Genomic DNA, 22,439 nt, shown 5'->3' with positions numbered 1-22,439 from the left:
GGAAATCGTCGAGTGCTCGGGACCACGCCTGGATCGAGTACCGGGCCGACGACGGGGCGGGCTCAGCTCCGCTTGGGCCCGGTGATCGCCTCGCCGATCACGAAACCCTTCGCGGGGCCTTCGGGGATGGTGACGTCGGTGCCGTAGTACACGCGGTGGATGTCTTCCCAGTCCGCCTTGTCGGGGCGCGGGCCGGTGCACAGAGTGACCGATCCCTGAGCGTCGTAATCATCGATGACGACATAGATCGGAATGCCGGCGCGAGCGTATTCGCGAAGCTTGCGGACCCGGTCCCGGTCCTGGTTGCGCTTACCCGGGGAAACGACTTCCACGATGAGGTAGACGGCCTCGGCCCTGACACCGAGGTCGTCCTCATCACCCCAGGGTTCCGTGTCCTCCGGCGCAACGAAGGCGTCGGGGATCCACGCCTTGCGCCTGTGGATCACGTTCACGTCCTGATGGCACGCGTATTCGCCACCGTCCAAGAACTTGTCCAGGGCCCTACGCACACGATTGGTGATCAGGCCGTGCGAACGGCGAGCGGTGGGCGACACCTCGATGGCTCCCTCGATGATCTCAGCGCGGTAGCCCTCGGGGAGTTCCATGGCCTTCCATGCCTGCCACAGGACCTCGTCGAAGTCGGAATCGTTCTCGGACTCGGTCCTGACCTCAGACATGGTCTCGGGCCTCTCGTGTGCAAGAGCGGTCATGGCGGCATCACCTCCTCAAGTGTGGGCTTGGCGTCCATGGGGCACAAGCAACGCGATCACGGTAGGTACGGCGACAGGGCCGACCAGGGGAACCGGCTCCGGGTCACCCGATGCGGTGAGGACGGAACGATCCGCCGAACTCCCCCTCGCCTCTCAACTCGAACCACACCCCCTTCGCAAACCGTCCCGCACGGTCGGCGGCCACGCCCCACAGGTCCGCGACCTCGGCGACCAGCGCGAGACCGCGGCCCCGGCAGGCGGTGGGGGTGGCCTCCGGCGTGCGCGGGGGGTCGTGACTCTCGTCGTACACGCTGACCCGCAGCCGGGCCGGGGTGAGCTGGACGCGGAGCATGGCCGTGCCCTTGGTGTGCAGGTGGACGTTGGTGACGAGTTCCGAGGTGCACAGGATCGCGGGCAGCACGAGGGGTGCGCGGTCGAGGGTGACGAGCACGGCGCGTACGAAGTCCCGGCAGACCTTGGGAGCGGTGGCGTCGGCGGGAGCGAAGAGGCTGTAGTCGTAGGCGAGTTGGGCAGGCCGGTGGGGCGCCCTGCGGGCAGCTTCCATGGGGGTTCGGCTCCTGTCGTACGCCCGCGATGGCATGGCCCGGATCCGGCTGGCCGACGGTCCGGGTGCGCTTTCGTTTGTGGGCAGGGGAGTTGGACGACTCCGGTACGGTTCCGGAGCGTCACCATTGACACACTCACAGTAGGGAACTTGGGAACACATTCGCAACCTGCCTCGGTGAATTGGCGGACCAACTCCCCCTGCCGAGGCAGACTCTCGCCTGACGACTGAGGAGACACCCCTTGGGAATGCGCACCACCATCAGCGAGCGCCAGCGCCGACTCGGACACGAGCTCAAGAAGCTGCGCGAGCAAGCAGGCTTGTCCGCCGGGGAGGCCGCCGAACGCATCGGCATGGGGCGGGGCCAACTGAGTCACATCGAAGCCGGGCGTACCTCGATCCTGTCGGACCGACTGCGGCATCTCTGTCAGGCACTGGGATGCGAAAGCGTTCCCCACATTGAATCGCTGGTCGCCATGTCCGAGGCAACCGGCAAGGGTTGGTGGAGCGCCTACAAAGGCAACATCGGTTCGGCTGCGATGAATCTCGCCGAACTGGAGGCCGGCGCGGTATCACTGCGCACGCACGAGGCGCTGTTCATCCCGGGCCTGCTCCAGACCGAGGCGTACATCCGCACCATTTTCTCCAGCCCCAAGCTGAACGTTCGCGACATCGACGAGGCCACCGCCTTCCGCCTGGAACGCCAGGCGATCCTCACCTCCGAGAGCGCTCCGGCCTTCCATGCGGTGATTCACGAAGCGGCGCTGCACATGCGATTCGGCGGCCCGACCGTCCTACGGGAGCAGCTGCTGCACCTCATCGAAGTGGCCCAACTGCCCAACATCACCGTCCAGATCTTCCCGTTCGGCGCTGATCTGGACGCCGCGCTCAGCGGGACATTCCTGCACACCATCACCCCCGTGCGGGAGCTGAGCACGATTGTGCTGGACCATCCCGCAGGCTCCTTGTACCTGAGCGAGGACGAACACCTCACCCTGTACGACACTATGTTCGACCGACTCATGGAGAGTGCACTCGCACCGATCGGCGCGCGCACGTCTGAGGAGCTCGCGACCAAGGACTCACTGGCCCTGATCCAGCACCTGCTCTACACGCTCTAGGAGCCCAACATGTCCCGTCTGAACTGGCAGAAGTCATCCTTCAGCGGTGGCCCGGAGAGCAACTGCCTCTACCTCGCCACCGCCCCCGACGGAACGATCCGCCTACGCGAGAGCGACGAACCCCGCACCGTACTCGCCGCCACCCCGGAGGGGCTCGCCGCCCTTCTCCAGCACCTCAGGCCGCGGCCCAGCTCGTGAGCAGGGCCTCGCGCGCGGCCCGCCAGGGCGTCACGCCGTCGCCCTCGACGCTCCCCCACTCCAGCAGCCGCCCCACGTCCGCCGTACCGTCCACGAACCGGTTCAGCAGCGCCACCGACAGCTCGTACTCGGACTGGACGTAGCCTCCGACGGGCGCGGTGTACACCGTCAGCTCGGCCTTCTCCTCGTCCGTCCGTACCTGGAGTTCGAACGCGGGCGGTGCCTGACCGCCGCCCATCGCCATGTCGAGGACCGTGTCCATCGCGTTGTTCACCAGCCACCGGGTACTGGAGCGCACCTGCACGTCGTGAACGGTGACCGCGCGGAGGTCCGCCCAGGACCAGAACCCCTCCTGGCCCGTACCCACGGCCTGAAGCCCCTCGGGGGTGAGCCGCACCCCGCGCCCGTACCCCTCGGGCTCGGCGCCCACGTAGACGCTTTCCTTGGTGATCCAGAACAGGCCGATCATGGTCACGGACGCCTCCAGCACGACGAGCACATCAAGTACGACAAACACGGTCCCCCTCTGAGACACCGGCGGGCCCGGATTGGTTCAGCCGGAACGTGAGAGTCAGGACGCGAGAGTCGGGACGCGAGAGTCGGGACTGTCGAACACGCGTGGTGACCGCCGCGTACCCACCCGTCTCCCTCGTCGTCCTGCTGTCCGCGCTCTAGCCCGGTTCGCCGTCCGGCGGCGCGTTCCGGTCGTCCTCGTCCTCGCCCTCCCGTAATCGCCGTAAGCGCGGCCGGTGCGGCATCAGGTCGCGTGTGCGGGACTCGCCCGCGCCCACCACGGGCAGCCGTAACTCGTCGGTCTTGTGGTGTTCCTGAGGGCCTTCGGCGTAACGGGAGCGGCGCTCGTCCTGGTGGTCGTGGTCCTCCGGCTGCCGCTCGGGGAAGCGGAGCAGTCGTGCCGGCGGCACGGGGAAGCCCTCGCTGTCCGGGTGCTGGCCGGGGCCGTTGGAGGGCTCGGGGCCGTCGGGCCGGTCGCCGTCGGACCGGCCAGGGGACGTCGCTCGGGCATGCTCGGTCCAGCCCGCACGGAACCAGGCCAGTTGGTCCCGCTGCACCTCGTCATCGGTGAGGATGCGCACGCTCTTCGTACCGGCCCGCCGGATCTTCTCCCCCAGCTCGATCAACAGGCCGCCCACGGTGTACGCCACGGCGTCCGGATCCGGTGCGGCGGCCGGTCCGTCTGCCTCCTCCTCCTCCTCCGGTGGGCGTGGATCACGTGCGTGCGAGTCGTGTGAGTCGTGTGAGTCGTGTGAGTCGTGCGAACCACGCGCACGCGGGTCGCGCGCCTGCGGGTCTCCCCCCTCGTGCCCGTGCCCCACCTGCACACCCCTCTTCACCGCTGCTCCGAATCCCCCTGCCGAAGCCTCACTCTCGTCTGCGTTCCTCCGGCAGGAACTGGCCAACCACCTTCACGAAAAGTTCTTGCAGCTCCGACGGCACCCCGAGCAGCCGTGCCGCCTCCGCCGGGCTGAGTGTCGCAGCCGGGCCCCCGGCGGTTTCGCCGATCCCCGGGTCGAGCGGAAGATCGTCCTCCGACAGCCGACCGGACCGGATCAACATGTCCCTCAAGGGAACGGCCAGAACCGTCGCCAACCGGCGCATCGTCTCCAGATCCGGCATGCTTTGCCGTTGCAACAGCCGACTGACCGCGGCCCGGTGGACCCCCGCGTCGTCGGCGAGCTTGGACTTGCCACCGCCCCGCGGGCTGTCGATGTCGTAGCCACGCCTGCGCATCAGTCCTTCTATCCAGACCGCGAACTCCTCCAGGCCGTCGGCCCTGGGCGTTCGGCCACTGTCGGCGCGATGGCCCTGGTCGTTGTAGGCGTTGGCCCACGAGCTTGCACCCATGCGGTGGCTCTCCCCTCGTCGCGAGGGAAGAGTACCGAGCGCGCGCGCACCTCTGGGAGTGCGCGCTCGCACGCATTCGTAAAGTTCTCACCTGCGCGGGCGCTCTCATTGCGGCATATGCGGCTGGTACGGGCGCTGTCGACACCTCCCGAGCGGACCCCGGCCCCGGCTCCGACCCTGATTCCGGTCGAGCGCGACTCCGGAGCGTAGTCACTTGCGCACGCGCTCGCACCATGCGACTCTGATCGCGCGTTCGCAACTGTCGAACATATGTTCCCACACCTGGGGAGGGGTTGCACGTGCCCAACCAGCCGACCGCATCCGCCACTGCCACGACCTGGCGCTTTCCCTCTGCACGCGAAGAACTGGACTGGCGCCGCGCCGCAGCCTGCGCCGATCTTCCCGAACACTCCGTGTTCACCCGCATCCTCTCCGAGGCCGAACCGGTATTGCGCGCCTGCAATCAGTGCCTGATCCGTCACGAATGCGAGGCGGTCGTCGACCCCTCGCACACGTGGTTCGACGGAGTGAGTGGGGGACGGCTGTGGCGCAACGGGCGCCAGGTGTCTCGTGCGATGCCGCAGGGCGCACTGGGGGGAGCCGCACGATGAACCGCGAACTGCCCGGCGCCGTCTGGATCGCCTCGCTCGTCCGCCGCTTCCCCGACCTCGTCGACGAGTTGGCGCCCGCTGCCCACGGGGGGCTGCGGGAGCGCCGCGGGGGCGGACCTGTCGCGGGGACGACGCTGCCCGTACGGCTGCACGTCTCGGACGCCGTACGGGACATCACCGACGGCGTGGTCGAACTGGAGGAGGCCGTACGGGAACGGCTCGGGCTGCGGGCCGTACCGCCCGCCCCCGTCCCGGTGCGGCTGCGCCGGATCGCCGGCCTGCTGGAGCGCGTCGCCGCGGACTCCGTCCTCGCCGCACATGTCGAGGACGAGAGCCGGCGCATGGCCGCCCGCTGCGCACGGGCGCTGGGCGACCCCGAACAACTGGTACGGCTGCCGGGCCGCTGCCCCACCTGCGACTCCGTCTCCCTCCGCGCCTTCCCGGAACGCGCCGAGGTGCGCTGCGTCAATCCCGTGTGCCGACAGGTACTCGAACCGGAGGCCTCATGAACTCCCCCCTGATCACCACCGAGTTGGCGGCGGACGAGGCCGGGGTCTCCACGGCCACGATCCGCAAGTGGGTCCAGCGAGGCCACCTGCGCCCGGCGGACACCCGGGGCCGACGCCGGCTGTATCGCCTGGAGGACGTGTTCGCGGCGGAGCGCGCGACGCACCGGGCGGGCAGGAACCGCTGACCGTCCCTCCCCACCTTCAAGGGCCCCGCCGCACGCTGCGGCGGGGCCCTCGTGGTCCTCGTGGTCCACGCCGCTGCTCCGACCCGGCGGGGCGCGCTGCGGGCCGTGCGCGATGTGCCCGAACATGCCGGATGAATACCCGCACCGAATAGACCAGTTGCACGATCCGAGCGGTCGCGTCACACTCGATGCAGCGGCAGAGCTGCGCCCACCCTCAGCGGGGGCGACGGACCTGCCGCTTTGTGTTGCCCGGAAACGGGCCCCCGCCCGGCACGAAGCCGGGCCCCGAAGGGAGCGTCCATGTGGCCATCCTGACCTTTCCCGACGCCGAGCAACTCGTCGTCGACTTCCTCAAGAACCGGGCCGAGCTGACCGGTGTCGTCGTCGACAGCCGGCCGCCCGCCGGATTCGACGGCACCCAGAAGGTCGTCCTCGTCTCGCACATGGGCGGCGCCTGGGTCGACGACCAGCATCTCGACCAGCCGCTGCTCGACCTGGAGGTGTACGGCCCGGACAAGCCCACGGCACACACCGTGGCACTGTCCGCCCGTGCCTGCGTGCTGGAGCTGGCCGACACCGTGTACGGCTCCGCGGCCGTCGTCGACGTCTCCGAGGCCGACGGGCCGCGCTGGCTGCCCGACTACACCCGCTCGGCCGCCAACCGCTACCGCTCCACGATCCGGCTCCTGCTGCGCCTCGGCTGAGCCCGCCCCACCTCGAACCAAGGCCTCACGTCCCACACAAGGAGTTCGCATGGCTACGAACAACGGCAAGGAAATCCGTGTCGCCGGTACCGGCCGGGTCCTCGTCGCCCCCGCCGGTACCACCGCGCCGGTCAAGTCCGACGACGCCTGGCCGGCCGGCTGGGTGGAGCTGGGGTACACCTCCACCGACGGCATCAAGCTCAACAAGAAGGACAAAATCGACCCGGTCGACACCTGGCAGTCGGCGAGCCCGGCTCGCTTCATCTACTCCGACCGCGATCTGACCGTGAAGTTCCAGCTGCTCCAGATGAACAAGAGCACGCTCTCCTTCTTCATGGGCATCCCGGCCACCAACATCGCGCAGACCTCGGTCGGCGGCACCGCGGTCGTGGACACCTACGAGTTCCTGGTCCCGAGCACCCCGGCCAAGGACGAGCGGGCGCTCGGCATCGAGTTCACGGACGGAACGGACGCCGTGTACCGCTTCATCCTGCCGCGCGGCCAGGTCACCGAGACCGAGGAGCTGGGCTTCACCCGGACCGGGTCGGTGAAGCTCGGCGTCACCTTCACCGCGCTGGAGGCGGAGACCGCCAACCGCGAACTGGCCAAGTGGATCATGAAGGACAAGGCGTACGCCGCCCTGTGACGGTCCTTCCGATCCACCTTCCGTGACGGGCGCCCCGTAGGGCTCGTCACCCGGGGCGGCGGGCTCCCCCACCCGTCGCCCCGGCCCCCATCCACGTACATCTGACAAGGGAGATCCCCCGATGGCCGGATTCAACGTCAACGCGGCCCGCGCCCAGCGCCTGGAGGCGTTCGGGCGCAGCTGGACCTTCGAACTTGATGACGACAGCTTCGAGTTGCCGACCGAGCTGACCCGTACGACCGCGCGCGAGCTGCGCGACCTCGACGACAACGACGTGGACGGGCTGCTCCACCTGCTGCTCGGGGAGCGGCAGTTCGCACGCTTCGAGAAGCACGACGTCACGATGCAGGACATCGCGGCCATCCTGGAGGCCTACGGCAAGGAGACGGGGCTGGGCCTGGGGGAAGACTGAGCCTCGGCGAGCTCGTCGAAGAGCACGCCGAGGCCCTGGAGGCGGATCTGCTCCGCCACTACGGGGTCGACCTGCTGGACTGGCACCGCGGCCACCTCTCTTCGCGCCGGCTGTCGGTCCTGGTCCGGCATCTCCCGAGGAACAGCGCACTGCTGAAGGAACTCCACGGCGAAGCCGCCGAGTGGACGGCGACCGACTACCTGCTCGCGACCGTGATCGACCAACTCGCGGAGGCGAACTGGATGTTCGCCACCGTCAACCGTGACGACGACAGCGAACCACTGGACTTCCCGGAACCGATTCCGCGGCCGGGAAACGAGTCGACCGACACGGAGCGCGGAGCATCGGGTGATACAGCCGGTGAAAAGGGCACTCCAACGGCGGACCAGCTTGTCCAGTTCTTCCTCTGACCGAGGTCAGTAGCTCAGATAGAGCAGGAATCCCGCACCGAAGAGGGTCTGCAGAGCGACCAGCACCCACAGCGAGAACCAGGCCTCCGAACGCGCATCGAGCTCGCGTCGACTACGCGCCCTGCGCCACGGAGCGCTCGGGTCGTACACGATGGGCGCCTCTTCGTCGGGAGTTCCCCAGACGGTGCCGCTCAGCGGCGAGATGTAGATGATCTCCTCTCCGGATTCCGTAACGAATTCAAAACTCGTGGAATACCGGTCTTCGGAGACGGAGACATTTCTACATCGACCCATCACCTCTATCCCGACTCTTTTCAGTCGCCGATTCACCCATAAGGGAATCAATCCGAACCAGAACAGGAAGGGCAGCGGGAAGAGAAACAAACAGAGGAAGACCCAGGCCAGCGTATCCATTCGGCAATGATGGCATGCGTCACCAGCGGCCACAAGTGCCTTCGGCAGCTCGGAGATTGACGTGGCAGGAACACCGGCAAACAACAACGACAGCGTCTGGTATTTCTGGACGAAGGACGAAGCGGACAAATTCAAGCACAAGCTGAACGGCCTGAGCACCTCGGTGGACGTCCTGAAGGTGGCAGCCGGATTCGCCGCGGTCGGATTCACCCCGCTCAAGATCGATGTCTCCGCGTTCAAGATGGACGAGAAGGGCATCGTCATCGGCGGAGTTCAGAAGTGGACCTGGCCGTACGCGCGGGACGAGAAGGCCAAGCTCGAGGCTCAGGACAAGAAGCTGCTCAGGTTGAGCGAGCGCGCGGAAGCGGCCGGCCGCAGGGCCAAGAACGCCGCGGACACCGCGCAGCGACTCCTGTCGAGGACGAGAGGCAACGCCAACTGGGCGACCGAGGCGGAACGCCGGCGCGCCGTCGATGTGGAGAAGGAAGCGACGAAGGCCCTCAAGAAGGCGACCGACGCCTATACGAAGGTCAAGCAAATGGCCGAGAAAGCAGAAGAGAAGACGAATCAAGTGAAGACCCAGCGGGCAACCATCAAACGCTCGATGGACGGCATGGGTGCGGACCTGGAACGAGTGCGGACCAAGTTGGATTCCATGGCTTCGGTGGCGGCCTGACCCACTCCGGCAAGAATCTAGATCAGTAAGGGATTCTCGTGACCGTTCAAAGCTCTTTCAAAAGGGCCGCAGAAAGCATCCGCGCTTTTCGCAACGAGCTGATCCTGACGGGTTCCGGCACGGACAAGACAAGTTCCGCGCTCGGCAAGCTGCGTACCGGTGCGAACAACGGCAGCACCGCCATGGGAAAGCTCAAGGGTGGACTGGGTGATGTCGGCGGTTCCCTCGACACATCCAAATCCGCCACCGACAAGTTCAAGACCTCCCTCGACAAGCTCAAGTCCTCCGCCGACAAGACCAAGGCCGCCCTCAAGGACGTGAAGAACCAGGCCGACGCGGTCGAGAAGTCCGTGGGGAAGGCCGGGAAGAACGCCGACAAGGGCGGGAAGTCCATGGGCGGCCTGGGGAAGGGACTCAAGGGGGCGTCCACCGCGCAGAAGGGGCTCAACCTCGCGATGCGTGCCAACCCGTTCGGGCTGGTCATGACGCTGCTCACCCCGCTCATCACGCAGTTCGTCAACATGGACAAGGTCACCGCCCTCGTCCGCAAGGGCCTCACGGCCGCCTGGAGTCACATCAAGTCCTCCTCGCAGTCCGCCGCGAAGATCCTCGGACCGCTGTTCAAGGGCGTGGTGAACGGGTTCCTGACCCCGACCCGGATGCTGGTGCGCGGGCTCAACGTCCTCATCGGCGGCCTGAATCACGTGAAGTTCAAGGTCCCTGGCTGGGTGCCCGTCATCGGCGGCAAGGGCTTCGCCTTCGATCTGTCCCCCATCCCGGTGCCGCAGCTCGCCCAGGGCGGCATCGTGCGCGCCCGCACCGGCGGCACCCTCGCCCTCGTCGGCGAGGGCGGCGAGCACGAGGCCGTCATCCCGCTGTCCCGGCTGGAGCGGATGCTCGGCTCCGGCGGCGGCCTACGCCGGCTCGCCGCCGCCGTCGAGGCGCTCGCCGACCGGCCCGTCCAGATCGACGTGGACTCCCAGACCATCGCACGCGCCGTCCAGCTCGGGCAGCGCAAGCTCGCCCGGAGGTGAGGCAGGGACATGGCAAGGAATCTCTGGATCGGCAAGCCCGGACTTCTCCGGGAGATCGACCAGGCGGCCAAGAGCTGGGACCGGTCGGCGGAACTCAACGTCACGGAGTTCAAGTCCCTGGAGGGGCGGATCACCACCGTGGCCCCGGCCCGTACCGTCCGCCGGCTCAAGTTCTCCTGGGACTCCCTCGCGCCCGACGACGCCCAGCACCTCTCCCGGCTCGCCCGCCGGATCAACGGGCCCGGTCTGCTGGGCAGCGCGCAGCCGTCGTACGGTCCGCTCGCGGTGCTCGACCCGGCCTCGGTGAACCTGCTCGACCCCTACCAGGCCGCCGCGCAGAGCGAGAGCAACGGCACCGACCACTGGTTCGCCATCACCGGCACCATGGTCGTCAGCCCCCTGACCGGGGACACCGTCGTCGCCGACTTCCAGGAGAACACCCGGATCGGCTGGCGGCACGGCGTGTGGACCGGCTGGCCGGTGATGCCCGGCATGCAGGTGTCCTGGCTGGTCCCGGCCGACTGGAACCCGGCACTCGCCACCGCCCAGCTCGACTGGAAGGCCGCCGACGGGGCATATCTCAGCACCTTGTCCGTGACCGGACCGACCGTCTCCGGGGTCGCCCCGGCCGGGGCCGCCTTCGTCACCCCGGTCGGCGGACCCGGCGCGGCCGGCCCCGCGGGGCTGGCCGGAGCCTGCCTGACCATCGGCGAGGCCCCGGCCGCCCACGCGCTCGGCGACGGCTGCCCGGCGATGTCCGTGACCGCGTACAGCGACGTCCCGTCCGCGCGGCTGCCTTACCGCAACGTCAGCGTCGACCTGGTGGAGGTGCGCGGTGCAGAACTCTGACGAAAGACTCGCCGCCGCGCTCGCCGCCACCGAGCGGATCCCGGCCCACTCCACCCGGCTCGGCGGCCGGGAGATGGGCGGCCAGGTGCAGTCCTGGAAGGTGGAGCGGGCCTACAGCACCGATCTGCCTGAGGCGCTGCGCGCCTTCTCCGGGAGCGCCTCGGCCCAGCTGGAGCTGTCGCTCGGCGGCAGCGGTGCGCCCGCGCCCCGGCTGTACTCGGCCTGGTCGGCCCGCGCCAGCGGCGACGTCGTACGGCCCGGGCAGTCCGTGGTCCACGCGGCGGGCGCGAACGACCGCACCGTCCCCGCCTTCCGCGGCGCCGTCCGGTCCCGCACGGCCGCGTCCGGCAGCGACACCGTCACCGTCCAGGCGCTCGACGGCGCGGAACGGCTGCGCGGACCCGCGCAGCTGCCACGGCCGTACCACGGGCTGCGCTACGGGCAGCCCGTGGCGACCGCGACCTGGTGCGTGGACGAGGTCCTGCGCCAGGGCGGCATCCACAGCTGCCCGCCGCCCCGCGCCCCCGGCGTGGCCGACGACACCACCCGGCCGTTCACCGCGCTCTACGCCTCACTGCACGGCGGCTTCAACGCCACGTACGGCCAGCCCGAGACCTTCCCGGCCCCGTCCGCGTACTCCTGGGTGCGGGACGGGGCGCCGTACGAGATGGCGCTGATGCCCAAGGCGGCCGGGCTCACGGCGTCCTGGATGCCACGCTCCCGCTTCGTCGTCGCGGGGAAGGTGTTCCAGGCCGAGCTGCACGTGAACACCGCCCTCGCGGTGGGCAACGAACTCGAACTCAAGCTGATCTTCGACCGCAGCGCCGGCGCGTACGGGAACTACGCCCTGAACGTCTACTTCGCCACCGGCGTCGTGAAGATCACCTCGGGCACGGTCGGCGGCGGCGGTCTGGTCGCCAGTTGGACCATTCCCAAGCTCGCCTCGCTCAAGGGCGTGTGGCACCTCGGGTTCACCGTGGACACCCGGGCCGGTGCCGTCGGCGGGAACACCCCGGCGACCGTGTACCCGCGGCTCACCGCACCCGACGGGGAGTACGTCACCCCGCCGACGGCCCCCTACACCTTCTCCGACGCCGCCTCGGTGCAGCCACCTTCCGAGCTGTACCAGATCAGTCTGAAGACCGACGTGGCCGTCGAGTGCCTCCAGGTCACCGACCGCTCCTGGCCGGACCTCGACTCGTACACCGCCGAGGAGTGGGAGCAGAAGGGCCGCTGGACCAAGGGCGCGGTGCTCGACGACGCGACGGTGCCGCTCTACGACGTGCCGAAGATCTCCGGCTCCCAGTGGGACGCCCTCACCGAGATCGCCCGCGCCACCATGTCCACCGCCGAGTTCGACGAGCAGGGCGTCTTCCGCTGGCGCGGGCCCGGCCGGTTCCGGACGGTGCCCGCCAGGCCCGACCTCACGGTGACCACCCGGCGCGACATCGCCGCCCTCACCGTCTCCGAGGAGATCGACGCCTGCCGCAACCACTGCGAACAGCCTTACCAGGACTGGACCGGCATCAGCCACACCTACAGCGACACCGTCACCGACACCGTCGTGCGGGAGGTCAGGCCGGGCGGCTGGGTGGAGGTCGCGTACGCCATCGCCGAGGAGGAACTCGACGTCGGCCCGCTCCAGATCGAGGACGACGTGGCACCCGTCGGCGGCCACCGGGTCCGTTTCGGCAGCGCGGCGGCCGGCGGCACCTCGGTGAAGGGCGCGGTGACGGTCAGCTCGCGGCGCGACGGCCCGAACTACCTCGTGCGGTTCGCCAACCACGGCACGGCGAGCGTCTGGACGGTCACCAAGGACGGCAAGCCCTCCGTGCAGATCGTCCCGCAGAAGCGCACGGGCGATCCCCGCCTGCGGTCGTTCGCCTGGTACAACACCACCAGCCAGACCGCCTACGGCAAGCAGGTCTACCAGGCGCCCGCGACCGACTGGGTGCAACAGCAGCAGGTCGCCTCGGACCTCTCGCACGCCATGCTCGACGCCGGCCGCTATCCGGTCCCGGTGCTCGGCGAGGTGGAGGTGCTGCACGATCCACGCATCCAACTCGGTGACGTGGTGCGGGTGGTGGACACCAGCGGGGCCACGCTCGACACCCTCGCCTGGGTCGTGGGCATCCGCACCACCTGCCAGGCGGGGGCCGCCCCACAACAGACGCTGACCCTGCGCGGTACCTCCTACAACGGCGTTCCGACCGACTCCGGGCTCACCCCCGACCCGCCGGTCGATCCGGAGTACGGCAACCAGCGGACGTACGCCCTGATCGACGCGCAGAACGCCACCCTCGACGCGCTGACCACCAGCAGGATCACCTACCGCGAACTGCTCAAGGCGCCGGGAGGTGCGGCATGAGCGAACTGCCCCCGGAAGAACCACGAGCGGAGGAACCACCGCCGGGGACCGCCGACGACGACGCGAACGTGGCGCATCCGGTCCCGGTCGACAGCGCCGCGGCACGCGACGGCGACGGCGGCACACCGGTCGGCTCACTCCCGCCGCCCCTGGGCGACTGACCGCCCCCTCGTCCCGTACGCGCGTCCCGTACGCGATCAGTCGTCCCGTACGCACCCCAGGATCCAGGAGGAAGCCGTCATGGCCCTGCTCACCCCGCTCGGCAGCCTGCCCTACCCGCAGCCGGCCGACGCCGCGAACATCCCCGTGCACATCCAGTCGCTCGCGGAGGCCGTCGACGGCCGCACCGTGCTGCGCTTCGCGGACGCCGCGACCCGCGACGCCAAGGTGACCGCCCCGGTGGCGGGCATGCTCTGCTGGCTCGGCACGCCCAAGCAGTACTGGTACTACACCGGCAGCGCCTGGACGCAGCTGGCACCCGGCCCGGTCCACAAGGCCAACACCACGGCCGGTACGACGACGTCGACGGCGTACGTGGAGACCCTCACCGGCTCCACCGGCGACCCGACCACCGTCACCTTCACCGCTCCGGCCTCCGGCGCCGTGCTCGTCTCGGTGGGCGCGCGCATCAGCAGCAGCGCGGCCACGGCCTGCCACATGTCGGCGAACATCCGCCTGAACACGACGGTCGCGCTCGCCGCCGCCGACACCCGCGCGGCACTCGTCGTGGGCACCAACCAGTGCTCCGCCACGACCCAGTTCCAGGTCACCGGGCTCACCGTGAACGGCGTCTACACCGCGACCGCCGCCTACAAGTCGGCCGCGACCACCAGCACCGCGACCTTCGCCAACCGATTCATCACCGTAACTCCCGTGATGTGAGGCACACATGGCCACACCCCTGACCGCCGACGCCCTCGCCCGCGCCCTGCGCGACGAGGGCGTCGTCCTATCCGAGAGCGGCAACTGGCGCACCCACAACCGCAACAGCCGAGGCGCCTGGGGCCCGGTCCACGGCGTCATGCTCCACCACACGGCGGGCACCGACAGCCTCCGCCTGTGCCGCGAGGGCACCGCGGACCTGCCGGGCCCGCTCTGCATCGGCCTGATCACCAAGGACGGCACCGTCCACCTGGTCGGCTACGGCCGCACCAACCACGCCGGTGCGGGCTCGACCGCGGTCCTGGACGCCGTACGGGCCGAACGGGCCGCACTGCCCGCCCCCGGACCGGACGCCGTGGACGGCAACGCCCGCTTCTACGGCTTCGAGATCGAAAACCTGGGCAACGGGCGTGACCCCTACCCGGCCGCCCAACTCACCGCCGTGGAACGGCTTTCCGCCGCGATCTGCCGCGCCCACGACTGGTCCGCGTCCAGCGTGATCGCGCACAAGGAGTGGACCCGCCGCAAGATCGACCCGTCGTTCTCGATGTCCGGGACGCGGCAACGGGTGGCGGCCCGGCTCGGCTCCCGCCCGGTCTCGTACGAACCCTTCCCCGGCGCCGCGTTCTTCGCGCTCGGCCGCCGCAGCCCGCTGATCACAGCCGTCGGCGAGCGACTGGTCGCGGAGGGGTGCGGGCGCTACTCGACCGGCCCCGGCCCGGTGTGGACGCAGGCCGACGTCCTGTCGTACGCGGCCTGGCAGCGCGGGCTCGGCTACGTCGGCGAGGACGCCGACGGCACCCCGGGCCGCACCAGCTGGGACAAGCTGCGCGTCCCGCGCACCTAGGGGGCCGGACGTACTCGAGAAGCACTGGAACACCCGAAAGGAGCCCGGAGATGAGCGACGCCGGCCGCAGAACCCTGCGTACGACACTCCAGACCCTGTTCGCTCTGATCACCGTCCTGCCGCTGGTCGCCGACGACCCGCTGATCCGGGACGTACCCGCGCTCACGGCCGTGGTGGGCGGCGCCGCGCTGCTCAGCCGGGTGATGGCGATGCCCGCGGTGGACCGGCTGCTGCCGGGGTGGCTGCGTGGGCCCTCCCGCGGAGAAACCGCCGATGCCGACGACTGAGGCCGAGAGCGTCGCCCTGGAACTGGAGCGGCTGCGCCGCTCGGTCGACGTCGGGTTCGCCACCACCCGCGGCGACCTCGCCCTCCTCCTGCAACGCGCCGACCAGACCGACAAGACCCTCGACGAGCACGAGTCCCGCCTCGACGCCCTGGAACGCACCCGCTGGCCCCTGCCCTCCCTCGCGGCCGCCACCTCGTGCACGGCGCTGGCGCTGACGATCTGGCAGTCGATGGGGCGCTGACCCCTGATCCGCCGAACGCGCGGGAACCCCTCGCCCAGGGCTCCCGCGCGTTCGTCAGGGAAATACGTCAGTGCGGGACGTCGGTGCAAGTCGTCAGTGCGGGAGCACGACTACTTGAGGTCGATCGCCGTGCAGTCCGCCTTGGTCGAGGCCGTGCAGATCTGCTTGACGGTGTAGATGCCGTCCTGGATCACCGTCTCCTTGATGTTCGCCTTGGTCAGGGCGACCACGGGCATCAGCTGGGAGGGGATCTTCGTGTTCGTGGGGCTGTCGACCTTGTCGCGGGTGAGCGCGTCGAATTCGATGCCACGCCCCTGGACCTTCGCCACGGCCATCTCGGCAGCCGCGGTGGCCTCATCGGGGTAGGACTTGTAGACGCTCATGTACTGCTCGCCCCGGACGATCCGCTGCACCGCGTCCAGCTCGGCGTCCTGGCCGGTGACCGGCGGCACCTTGCTGACGCCCATGGTCTTCAGGGCGTCGATGGCGGCGCCCGCGAGACCGTCGTTGGCGGAGTAGACACCGGCGATGTTGTTCAGGCCGATGGCCGAGATGGCCTTCTCCATGTTGGCCTTGCCGACGACCGGGTCCCAGTCCTTGGTGTCGTACGTCTTGGAGATGACGACCTTGCCGTTGAGCTCACCCAGGGCGCCCGACTTGAACTGCGCCGCGTTCGGGTCGGTGGGCGAACCGTTCATCATGACGATCTTCTTCGTGGAGGCGTTGGGGCCCAGCGCCTCCAGGAGGGCCTTGCCCTGCACCTGGCCGACGAGCTCGTTGTCGAAGGAGATGTACGCGTCGATCGGGCCCTGCGCCAGACGGTCGTAGGCGATGACGGGGATGCCCGCGTCCTTGGCCTTCTGCACGTCGCTCGCGATGGCCTTGGAGTCCACCGCGTCGACGAGGATCACGTCGACCTTGTCGTTCACCATCTGCTGGAACTGCTGGCTCTGCTTGGACGCGCTCTGCTCCGCGTTGGCGGATTCGACCTTGCCCTTGCCGTTGGTGAGCTTGGCGACCTGCTGCTCGATGATCGGGTGGTCGAACTTCTCGTAACGGGTGTTGGCCTTCTCAGGGAGGAGCAGACCAACCGTGATGTCGTCACCCTTGGTCGGGCTCGCCTTGGTGTCGCTGCCGCCGATCCCGTCCACGACACCGCAGGCGGCGAGGGAGACGGTCATCGCGGAGCAAGCCAGGGCTATGGCGGTACGACGAAGCCGGGTGTTACGAGTGTTCACATCAGGTGCCTTCCGGGCGAGGTAGCTGCTTTGCGACCCAGGTGGCTGAAAGCCAACGCGGCGATCACCTCAGCGTCAAGGAGTAACCACTTAACGAGATGGCAACAGCATTCTGTGTTCCCCAAGTGAACACGATGGGAAGGGGGTGCGCCGCCACTTCCACAGAACCCCTCTGATTGACTTGCGTCACTCGCTCCCCGGCGACATACAACCCTCCCCCACCTCCGGGAGTCTCGATGGCGGCCGCACACAACGCAGCACGAAACAGGGGAAGCATGAGGCCAGTTGGGCGGAGTGGGCCGGCGCTCGCCGCGACGCTGACGATCGCCACCCCCGGGGGCCTGCTCGCCGGCTCGGGGGCGCCCGCCTCCGCCGCGAGCAGCCGCGCATCACCGGTGTACAAGCGGCAGTTCTACGCGAACACCACTTTCTCCCACACACCGAAGAAAACGGACTGCGACGCCGCGGTCGGCGAGAACTGGGGCACGAAGGCCCCCGCCTCCGGCCTCCCGAAGGACAACTTCGGCGTCCGCTGGACCGTGACGAGGGACTTCGGTTCGGGAGGTCCCTTCGCCCTTCCCGTCAACGTCACCGTCCCCTCCGGCAAGCACACCCTGCGCATCGACTACGCCAACTGGACCGGCGCCGCCAACGTCTCCTTCGCCTACACCCCCGCACCACCGCCACCGTCGACAAGGTCAAGCCCCTCACCCCGAGCGGGACTTCCGTCTCGCAGTCGAAACTGGGTTCGCCGACCGCCACGCCCCGCGGGCTGCGGCTCGACTGGAACGGGGTCACGGGAGCGGTGTCCTACCGCGTCTACCGGGCGACGAGCGAGAACGGCGTGTACACCCGGGTGGGCAGTACGGACAAGCTCTCGTACCTGGACACCTCGGCCCTGGAGAGCGTCGCCTACTACTACCAGGTGACCGTTCTCGACGCGGTGGGCAACGAGTCCGCGCGTTCCGTGGCCGCCGCCGGCGAGCGCGAGGACCTCACCCCGCCGCCCGCCGTCACCGGGCTGACGGTCACCCCGACCGAGTACGGCTTCGAGGTGGAGTGGGACAAGAACCCGGCCACCGACCTCGGTCGGTACACCGTCTACTGGGGTGAGCTCTTGGGCGACGAGGGCGAGGAGCAGGTGTGCTCCGGGACGCTGACGGCGTATCCGCCGGTCGACACCACCTCGTACTCGTACACCACCCGCCCCGACGGCGACCGCGTCTGCTTCTTCGTCGACGCCATCGACACGTCCGGGAACTCCTCCTTCAAGCGGACCCGGACGGCCGTGGCCGCGACCGAGCTCGACACCACGCCGAGCGTACGAGAAGATCCACGAGACCTCGGCCGGAGCGTTCGAGTACTTCGACACCGGCGCGGTGAGTTGAGGAATGCCGAAGGGGGTGGAGAGGTCGACGACCTCTCCACCCCCTTCGTACGTGGGAGCTAGTCCGACTGCCTCTTCGGCCGCCAGACCACCAGCGCGCTCGTCTGCTGGACCTCCTGGTACGGGACCAGGTCGCGGCGGTACGAGGCGTGCACCGCGGCCTCGCGCTGCTGCATCGCGGCAGCGGCGCCGTCCAGGGCCGATTCCAGTTCCGCGACGCGGGACTGGAGGGCCGCCACCTGGTTCTCCAGCTCGATGATGCGCTTGATGCCGGCCAGGTTGATGCCCTCGTCCTGGGACAGCGCCTGCACCGTGCGGAGCAGTTCGATGTCGCGGGCCGAGTAGCGCCGGCCCCGGCCGGCGGTGCGGTCCGGGGAGACCAGGCCGAGGCGGTCGTACTGGCGCAGGGTCTGCGGGTGCAGGCCGGAGAGCTGGGCCGCCACCGAGATGACGTAGACCGGGGTCTCCTCGGTCAGTTCATAGGGGTTTCGACGACGGCCGTCCATCTGCTCATGCTCCCTTCGCGGCCTGGAACAGCTCCGCCCGTGGGTCCTCGCCCGCGGTTGCCTCGCGATACGCCTCCAGGGCGTCGCGAGCCTTGCCCGACACGTCCGTGGGGACCGCGACCTCGACGGTGACCAGGAGGTCGCCGCGCGTACCGTCCTTGCGGACGGCACCCTTGCCGCGGGCCCGCATCGTACGGCCGTTGGGCGTGCCCGGGGGCAGTTTCAGGGTGACCGGGGGGCCGCCCAGGGTCGGTACGCGCACCTCGCCGCCGAGTGCCGCCTCCGCGAAGGTGACGGGCACGGTGACGGTGAGGTTGTCGCCCTTGCGGCCGAAGACCGGGTGGGCGTCCACGTGGACCGTGACGTACAGGTCGCCGGCCGGGCCGCCCCGTTCGCCGGGTGCGCCCTTGCCGCGGAGGCGGATGCGCTGGCTGTCGCTCACCCCCGCCGGGATGCGGACCTGCATCGTGCGCGAGGACTTGGCGCGACCGCTGCCGTGGCAGATCTCGCAGGGGTTCTCCGCGATGAGACCGCGGCCCTTGCAGTCCGGGCAGGGGTCCGTGAGCGAGAAGCCGCCGCCGGAGCCGCGCGCGACCTGGCCGGTGCCGACGCACGTCGGGCACACGCGCGGTGTGCCGTTCGCGTCGCCGGTGCCCGAACAGGCCTTGCAGGGCGCCTGGGACGTCATCCGCAGCGGGACCGTCGCGCCGTCCACCGCCTCGGTGAAGCTGAGCGTCACCTCGGTGTCGATGTCCTGGCCGCGCCGGGGCTGGGTCCGCGTACCCGTGCCCGCGCCGCCGCGGTTGAACAGGCCCCCGAAGACGTCTCCGATGCCGCCGCCGAAACCACCGGCACCGCCCGCCCCGCCCTGGGCGCCGCCTCCGAAGAGGTCGCCCAGGTCGAAGTTGAAGTTGCCGCCGCCCGCGCCGGGACCCGGACGGAAGCCGCCGTTGCCGAAGAGAGCGCGTGCCTCGTCGTACTCCTTGCGCTTCTTGGGGTCTCCGAGCACGTCGTTCGCCTCGGAGATCTCCTTGAAACGCTCCTCGGCCTTGGCGTTGCCCTTGTTGGCGTCCGGGTGGAACTCGCGGGCGAGCTTCCGGTACGCCTTCTTGATCTCTGCCTCGGTGGCGTCCTTGGGGACGCCGAGGACCTTGTAGAAGTCCTTCTCGATGAAGTCCTTGGTGCTCATCCTCGACGCCCCTCCTCTCTCATGCGTTCAACGTCAGCCCTCGTCCGGGCCACCGCTCTCCTTGTCGTCGGCCGCCTCGGCGGAATCCTGGGAGTCCGCCTTGACGGTCTGCGCCCCCGGCTGGGGTTCGGCGACCGCCACCCGCGCGGGGCGGATGGTGCGCTCGCCGATGCGATACCCCGGCTGCAGAATCGCCACGCACGTCGTCTCCGTGACGTCCGGCGCGTACGAGTGCATCAGGGCCTCGTGGATCATCGGGTCGAAGGGCTCGCCCTCCTTGCCGAACTGCTGAAGGCCCATCTTCGCCGCGACGGTCTCCAGCGACTCGGCCACCGACTTGAAGCCGCCGACCAGTTCGCCGTGGTCCCGCGCGCGGGCGATGTTGTCGAGCACCGGCAGGAGTTCGGTCAGGAGGTTCGCGATGGCGATCTCCTTGACCGCGATCCGATCGCGCTCGACCCGGCGGCGGTAGTTCTGGTACTCGGCCTGGAGCCGCTGGAGGTCCATCGTGCGCTCGCCGAGCGCCGTACGGACCTGGTCCAGCTGTGCGGTCAGACCGGCCAGTTGTGCTGCTGATGCGTCCCCGGCCGGGGCCGCCGCCTCCTCCGTGGAGGGGGTGGCGGCCTGCGGCTCGGCGTCGTCAGGGGTGGCGCCGGAGGGGACGTCAGGCTTCTCTTCGAAGCCCGGGGTCTCCTCCGTCACGCGGCACCGTCCTTGCGGTCCTCGTCGACGATCTCGGCGTCGACGACATCGTCATCGGCCTTGGCCTGCTCGGCGCCGGGGGCACCTTCGGCGCCACCGGCGGCCTGCGCGGCCTGGGCGTCGGCGTACATGGCCTGGCCGAGCTTCTGGGAGACCGCGGCGACCTTCTCCGTGGCGGTGCGGATCTCGGCGGTGTCCTCGCCCTTGAGCTTCTCCTTCAGCTCGGCGATGGAGGCCTCGACCTCGGTCTTGACGTCACCCGGGACCTTGTCCTCGTTGTCCTTGAGGAACTTCTCGGTCTGGTAGACGAGCTGCTCGCCCTGGTTGCGGGTCTCGGCGGCCTCGCGGCGCTTGTGGTCCTCGTCCGCGTACTGCTCGGCCTCCTGGCGCATCCGGTCGACCTCGTCCTTCGGCAGCGAGGAGCCGCCGGTGACGGTCATCTTCTGCTCCTTGCCCGTGCCCAGGTCCTTCGCGGTCACGTGCATGATGCCGTTGGCGTCGATGTCGAAGGCGACCTCGATCTGCGGGACACCGCGCGGGGCCGGCGGCAGACCGGTCAGCTCGAACATCCCGAGCTTCTTGTTGTACGCCGCGATCTCGCGCTCGCCCTGGTAGACCTGGATCTGGACGGACGGCTGGTTGTCCTCGGCGGTGGTGAAGATCTCGGACCGCTTGGTCGGGATCGTCGTGTTCCGCTCGATGAGCTTCGTCATGATGCCGCCCTTGGTCTCGATGCCGAGGGACAGCGGGGTGACGTCGAGGAGCAGGACGTCCTTGACCTCACCCTTGAGGACACCGGCCTGCAGGGCGGCGCCGATGGCGACGACCTCGTCCGGGTTGACGCCCTTGTTGGCGTCCTGGCCGCCGGTCAGCTCCTTGACGAGCTCGGCGACGGCGGGCATGCGGGTGGAGCCACCGACGAGAACGACGTGGTCGATCTCGGAGAGGTTGATGCCCGCGTCCTTGATGACGTTGTGGAACGGCGTCTTGCAGCGCTCCAGAAGGTCCGCGGTGAGCTGCTGGAACTGGGCGCGCGTGAGCTTCTCGTCCAGGTGCAGCGGGCCCTCGGCGGAGGCCGTGATGTAGGGCAGGTTGATCGAGGTCTCGGTGGACGAGGACAGCTCGATCTTCGCCTTCTCGGCGGCTTCGCGCAGACGCTGGAGCGCCATCTTGTCCTTGGCGAGGTCCACGCCGTGACCGGAGCGGAACTGCTGCACCAGGTAGTCGACGACACGCTGGTCCCAGTCGTCACCACCGAGGTGGTTGTCGCCGTTGGTGGCCTTCACCTCGACGACGCCGTCGCCGATCTCCAGGAGGGACACGTCGAAGGTGCCGCCACCGAGGTCGAAGACGAGGATCGTCTGGTCGTCCTTGTCCAGGCCGTACGCGAGGGCGGCGGCCGTGGGCTCGTTCACGATGCGCAGGACGTTCAGGCCCGCGATCTCGCCGGCCTCCTTCGTCGCCTGGCGCTCGGAGTCGTTGAAGTAGGCCGGGACGGTGATGACCGCGTCCGTGACCTTCTCGCCCAGGTAGGCCTCGGCGTCGCGCTTCAGCTTCTGCAGGATGAAGGCGCTCATCTGCTGCGGGTTGAAGTTCTTCCCGTCGAGCTCGATCTTCCAGTCCGTGCCCATGTGACGCTTCACGGAGCGGATGGTCCGGTCCACGTTCGTGACCGCCTGGCGCTTGGCGACCTCGCCGACGAGCACCTCGCCGTTCTTGGCGAAGGCGACGACGGACGGCGTGGTCCTGGCGCCCTCTGCGTTGGTGATGACGGTGGGCTCGCCGCCTTCAAGAACGCTGACGACGGAGTTAGTCGTGCCCAGGTCGATGCCGACCGCACGTGCCATTTCAATTCCTCCAGCAATGACTTGAGTGGAACGGACTC

At 69.1% G+C, this 22,439-nt stretch carries 30 protein-coding genes; 19 read left to right on the top strand and 11 right to left on the bottom strand.

Annotation, left to right across the window (positions count from 1 at the left end; genetic code table 11):
- Positions 1 to 62 precede the first annotated feature (62 nt).
- On the bottom strand, positions 63 to 710 hold the full coding sequence (locus tag ACZ7M3_RS25555) for a Uma2 family endonuclease (protein ID WP_382183432.1): 648 nt from the start codon (positions 708 to 710) through the stop codon (positions 63 to 65).
- A gap of 103 nt (positions 711 to 813) precedes the next feature.
- A complete protein-coding gene (locus ACZ7M3_RS25550) occupies positions 814 to 1,275 on the bottom strand; it encodes an ATP-binding protein (RefSeq protein ID WP_472065826.1) in 462 nt (153 codons plus the stop codon).
- 248 nt (positions 1,276 to 1,523) lie between these two features.
- On the opposite strand from ACZ7M3_RS25550, the gene ACZ7M3_RS25545 reads away from it, so the two are divergent.
- Both ACZ7M3_RS25545 and ACZ7M3_RS25540 read left to right on the top strand, forming a co-directional pair.
- Complete coding sequence (locus tag ACZ7M3_RS25545; RefSeq protein WP_472065825.1) at positions 1,524 to 2,396, top strand: helix-turn-helix domain-containing protein; 873 nt, start codon at positions 1,524 to 1,526, stop codon at positions 2,394 to 2,396.
- 9 nt (positions 2,397 to 2,405) lie between these two features.
- Complete coding sequence (locus ACZ7M3_RS25540; protein WP_472065824.1) at positions 2,406 to 2,594, top strand: DUF397 domain-containing protein; 189 nt, start codon at positions 2,406 to 2,408, stop codon at positions 2,592 to 2,594.
- Here the strand turns inward: ACZ7M3_RS25540 and ACZ7M3_RS25535 are convergent.
- The 3 genes from ACZ7M3_RS25535 to ACZ7M3_RS25525 all read right to left on the bottom strand — a co-directional run bounded on the left by ACZ7M3_RS25535 (position 2,572) and on the right by ACZ7M3_RS25525 (position 4,343).
- Positions 2,572 to 3,111, bottom strand: a complete 540-nt coding sequence (locus ACZ7M3_RS25535) for a hypothetical protein (RefSeq protein ID WP_472065823.1) — start codon at positions 3,109 to 3,111, stop codon at positions 2,572 to 2,574. The two genes, ACZ7M3_RS25540 and ACZ7M3_RS25535, sit on opposite strands and share 23 nt — an antisense overlap.
- Before the next feature lie 154 nt (positions 3,112 to 3,265).
- Positions 3,266 to 3,757: a hypothetical protein gene (locus tag ACZ7M3_RS25530; protein WP_472065822.1), complete on the bottom strand. Its 492-nt coding sequence runs from the start codon at positions 3,755 to 3,757 to the stop codon at positions 3,266 to 3,268.
- Positions 3,758 to 3,974: 217 nt separating this feature from the next.
- Complete coding sequence (locus ACZ7M3_RS25525) at positions 3,975 to 4,343, bottom strand: helix-turn-helix domain-containing protein (RefSeq protein WP_472065938.1); 369 nt, start codon at positions 4,341 to 4,343, stop codon at positions 3,975 to 3,977.
- Between the two features lie 413 nt (positions 4,344 to 4,756).
- Here ACZ7M3_RS25525 and ACZ7M3_RS25520 point away from each other — a divergent pair, with 413 nt between their 5' ends.
- From ACZ7M3_RS25520 to ACZ7M3_RS25490, 7 genes are all read left to right on the top strand, one after another.
- Positions 4,757 to 5,068, top strand: a complete 312-nt coding sequence (locus tag ACZ7M3_RS25520) for a WhiB family transcriptional regulator (RefSeq protein ID WP_472065821.1) — start codon at positions 4,757 to 4,759, stop codon at positions 5,066 to 5,068.
- Positions 5,065 to 5,577: a hypothetical protein gene (locus ACZ7M3_RS25515; RefSeq protein ID WP_472065820.1), complete on the top strand. Its 513-nt coding sequence runs from the start codon at positions 5,065 to 5,067 to the stop codon at positions 5,575 to 5,577. Before ACZ7M3_RS25520 ends, ACZ7M3_RS25515 begins: the two co-directional genes overlap by 4 nt.
- Complete coding sequence (locus ACZ7M3_RS25510) at positions 5,574 to 5,762, top strand: MerR family DNA-binding transcriptional regulator (RefSeq protein WP_351294971.1); 189 nt, start codon at positions 5,574 to 5,576, stop codon at positions 5,760 to 5,762. The genes ACZ7M3_RS25515 and ACZ7M3_RS25510 overlap by 4 nt, the downstream gene beginning before the upstream one ends.
- Before the next feature lie 302 nt (positions 5,763 to 6,064).
- Positions 6,065 to 6,466: a hypothetical protein gene (locus tag ACZ7M3_RS25505; RefSeq protein WP_121415501.1), complete on the top strand. Its 402-nt coding sequence runs from the start codon at positions 6,065 to 6,067 to the stop codon at positions 6,464 to 6,466.
- A gap of 49 nt (positions 6,467 to 6,515) precedes the next feature.
- Complete coding sequence (locus ACZ7M3_RS25500) at positions 6,516 to 7,112, top strand: phage tail tube protein (RefSeq protein WP_095853481.1); 597 nt, start codon at positions 6,516 to 6,518, stop codon at positions 7,110 to 7,112.
- Between the two features lie 121 nt (positions 7,113 to 7,233).
- Complete coding sequence (locus ACZ7M3_RS25495) at positions 7,234 to 7,524, top strand: hypothetical protein (RefSeq protein ID WP_452965889.1); 291 nt, start codon at positions 7,234 to 7,236, stop codon at positions 7,522 to 7,524.
- A 242-nt stretch (positions 7,525 to 7,766) separates the two neighbouring features.
- Positions 7,767 to 7,934: a hypothetical protein gene (locus ACZ7M3_RS25490; protein WP_472065819.1), complete on the top strand. Its 168-nt coding sequence runs from the start codon at positions 7,767 to 7,769 to the stop codon at positions 7,932 to 7,934.
- Between the two features lie 6 nt (positions 7,935 to 7,940).
- On the opposite strand, the gene ACZ7M3_RS25485 is transcribed toward ACZ7M3_RS25490, so the two are convergent.
- Entirely contained in the window at positions 7,941 to 8,348 is a 408-nt protein-coding gene (locus tag ACZ7M3_RS25485; RefSeq protein ID WP_355304334.1) for a hypothetical protein, read from the bottom strand.
- 61 nt (positions 8,349 to 8,409) lie between these two features.
- Between ACZ7M3_RS25485 and ACZ7M3_RS25480 the strand changes: the two genes are divergently transcribed.
- The 9 genes from ACZ7M3_RS25480 to ACZ7M3_RS25440 all read left to right on the top strand — a co-directional run bounded on the left by ACZ7M3_RS25480 (position 8,410) and on the right by ACZ7M3_RS25440 (position 15,532).
- Positions 8,410 to 9,024 (top strand): hypothetical protein, encoded by a 615-nt coding sequence (locus ACZ7M3_RS25480; RefSeq protein WP_355615397.1) that lies wholly within the window; start codon positions 8,410 to 8,412, stop codon positions 9,022 to 9,024.
- 38 nt (positions 9,025 to 9,062) lie between these two features.
- A complete protein-coding gene (locus tag ACZ7M3_RS25475) occupies positions 9,063 to 10,058 on the top strand; it encodes a hypothetical protein (RefSeq protein WP_355615394.1) in 996 nt (331 codons plus the stop codon).
- 9 nt (positions 10,059 to 10,067) lie between these two features.
- Complete coding sequence (locus ACZ7M3_RS25470) at positions 10,068 to 10,907, top strand: hypothetical protein (RefSeq protein WP_388395548.1); 840 nt, start codon at positions 10,068 to 10,070, stop codon at positions 10,905 to 10,907.
- A complete protein-coding gene (locus tag ACZ7M3_RS25465) occupies positions 10,894 to 13,275 on the top strand; it encodes a hypothetical protein (protein ID WP_472065818.1) in 2,382 nt (793 codons plus the stop codon). Before ACZ7M3_RS25470 ends, ACZ7M3_RS25465 begins: the two co-directional genes overlap by 14 nt.
- Entirely contained in the window at positions 13,272 to 13,436 is a 165-nt protein-coding gene (locus tag ACZ7M3_RS25460) for a hypothetical protein (RefSeq protein WP_355304324.1), read from the top strand. The genes ACZ7M3_RS25465 and ACZ7M3_RS25460 overlap by 4 nt, the downstream gene beginning before the upstream one ends.
- A gap of 79 nt (positions 13,437 to 13,515) precedes the next feature.
- Positions 13,516 to 14,157 carry a hypothetical protein gene (locus ACZ7M3_RS25455; protein ID WP_393019947.1) on the top strand — a complete coding sequence of 214 codons (642 nt, stop codon included), beginning with the start codon at positions 13,516 to 13,518 and terminating at the stop codon, positions 14,155 to 14,157.
- Positions 14,158 to 14,164: 7 nt separating this feature from the next.
- Positions 14,165 to 15,004, top strand: a complete 840-nt coding sequence (locus tag ACZ7M3_RS25450) for a peptidoglycan-binding protein (protein ID WP_472065817.1) — start codon at positions 14,165 to 14,167, stop codon at positions 15,002 to 15,004.
- A 50-nt stretch (positions 15,005 to 15,054) separates the two neighbouring features.
- Entirely contained in the window at positions 15,055 to 15,291 is a 237-nt protein-coding gene (locus ACZ7M3_RS25445; RefSeq protein WP_097225262.1) for a putative antibiotic biosynthesis monooxygenase, read from the top strand.
- On the top strand, positions 15,278 to 15,532 hold the full coding sequence (locus ACZ7M3_RS25440) for a hypothetical protein (RefSeq protein WP_095853492.1): 255 nt from the start codon (positions 15,278 to 15,280) through the stop codon (positions 15,530 to 15,532). The genes ACZ7M3_RS25445 and ACZ7M3_RS25440 overlap by 14 nt, the downstream gene beginning before the upstream one ends.
- A gap of 110 nt (positions 15,533 to 15,642) precedes the next feature.
- Here the strand turns inward: ACZ7M3_RS25440 and ACZ7M3_RS25435 are convergent, their stop codons facing one another.
- The gene (locus tag ACZ7M3_RS25435; RefSeq protein WP_472065816.1) at positions 15,643 to 16,770 is read right to left on the bottom strand and encodes a sugar ABC transporter substrate-binding protein; all 1,128 of its coding nucleotides are present in this window, start codon (positions 16,768 to 16,770) and stop codon (positions 15,643 to 15,645) included.
- An 805-nt stretch (positions 16,771 to 17,575) separates the two neighbouring features.
- Here ACZ7M3_RS25435 and ACZ7M3_RS25430 point away from each other — a divergent pair.
- Entirely contained in the window at positions 17,576 to 18,220 is a 645-nt protein-coding gene (locus ACZ7M3_RS25430) for a hypothetical protein (RefSeq protein WP_472065815.1), read from the top strand.
- Here the strand turns inward: ACZ7M3_RS25430 and ACZ7M3_RS25425 are convergent.
- The 4 genes from ACZ7M3_RS25425 to dnaK are packed head-to-tail and all read right to left on the bottom strand — an operon-like array spanning position 18,217 to position 22,401.
- Complete coding sequence (locus ACZ7M3_RS25425; protein WP_054231331.1) at positions 18,217 to 18,663, bottom strand: heat shock protein transcriptional repressor HspR; 447 nt, start codon at positions 18,661 to 18,663, stop codon at positions 18,217 to 18,219. The genes ACZ7M3_RS25430 and ACZ7M3_RS25425 overlap by 4 nt on opposite strands.
- 4 nt (positions 18,664 to 18,667) lie before the next feature.
- The gene (dnaJ, locus tag ACZ7M3_RS25420; RefSeq protein ID WP_054231330.1) at positions 18,668 to 19,852 is read right to left on the bottom strand and encodes a molecular chaperone DnaJ; all 1,185 of its coding nucleotides are present in this window, start codon (positions 19,850 to 19,852) and stop codon (positions 18,668 to 18,670) included.
- A gap of 33 nt (positions 19,853 to 19,885) precedes the next feature.
- Complete coding sequence (gene grpE / locus ACZ7M3_RS25415; RefSeq protein WP_355304315.1) at positions 19,886 to 20,554, bottom strand: nucleotide exchange factor GrpE; 669 nt, start codon at positions 20,552 to 20,554, stop codon at positions 19,886 to 19,888.
- Entirely contained in the window at positions 20,551 to 22,401 is a 1,851-nt protein-coding gene (gene dnaK / locus ACZ7M3_RS25410; protein ID WP_067374231.1) for a molecular chaperone DnaK, read from the bottom strand. Before dnaK ends, grpE begins: the two co-directional genes overlap by 4 nt.
- Positions 22,402 to 22,439 lie beyond the last annotated feature (38 nt).

The organism is Streptomyces sp. NPDC111656, assembly GCF_055656965.1.
Note: the sequence above shows the minus strand (reverse complement) of the source record. Positions and strands in the feature narration are given on the sequence as shown.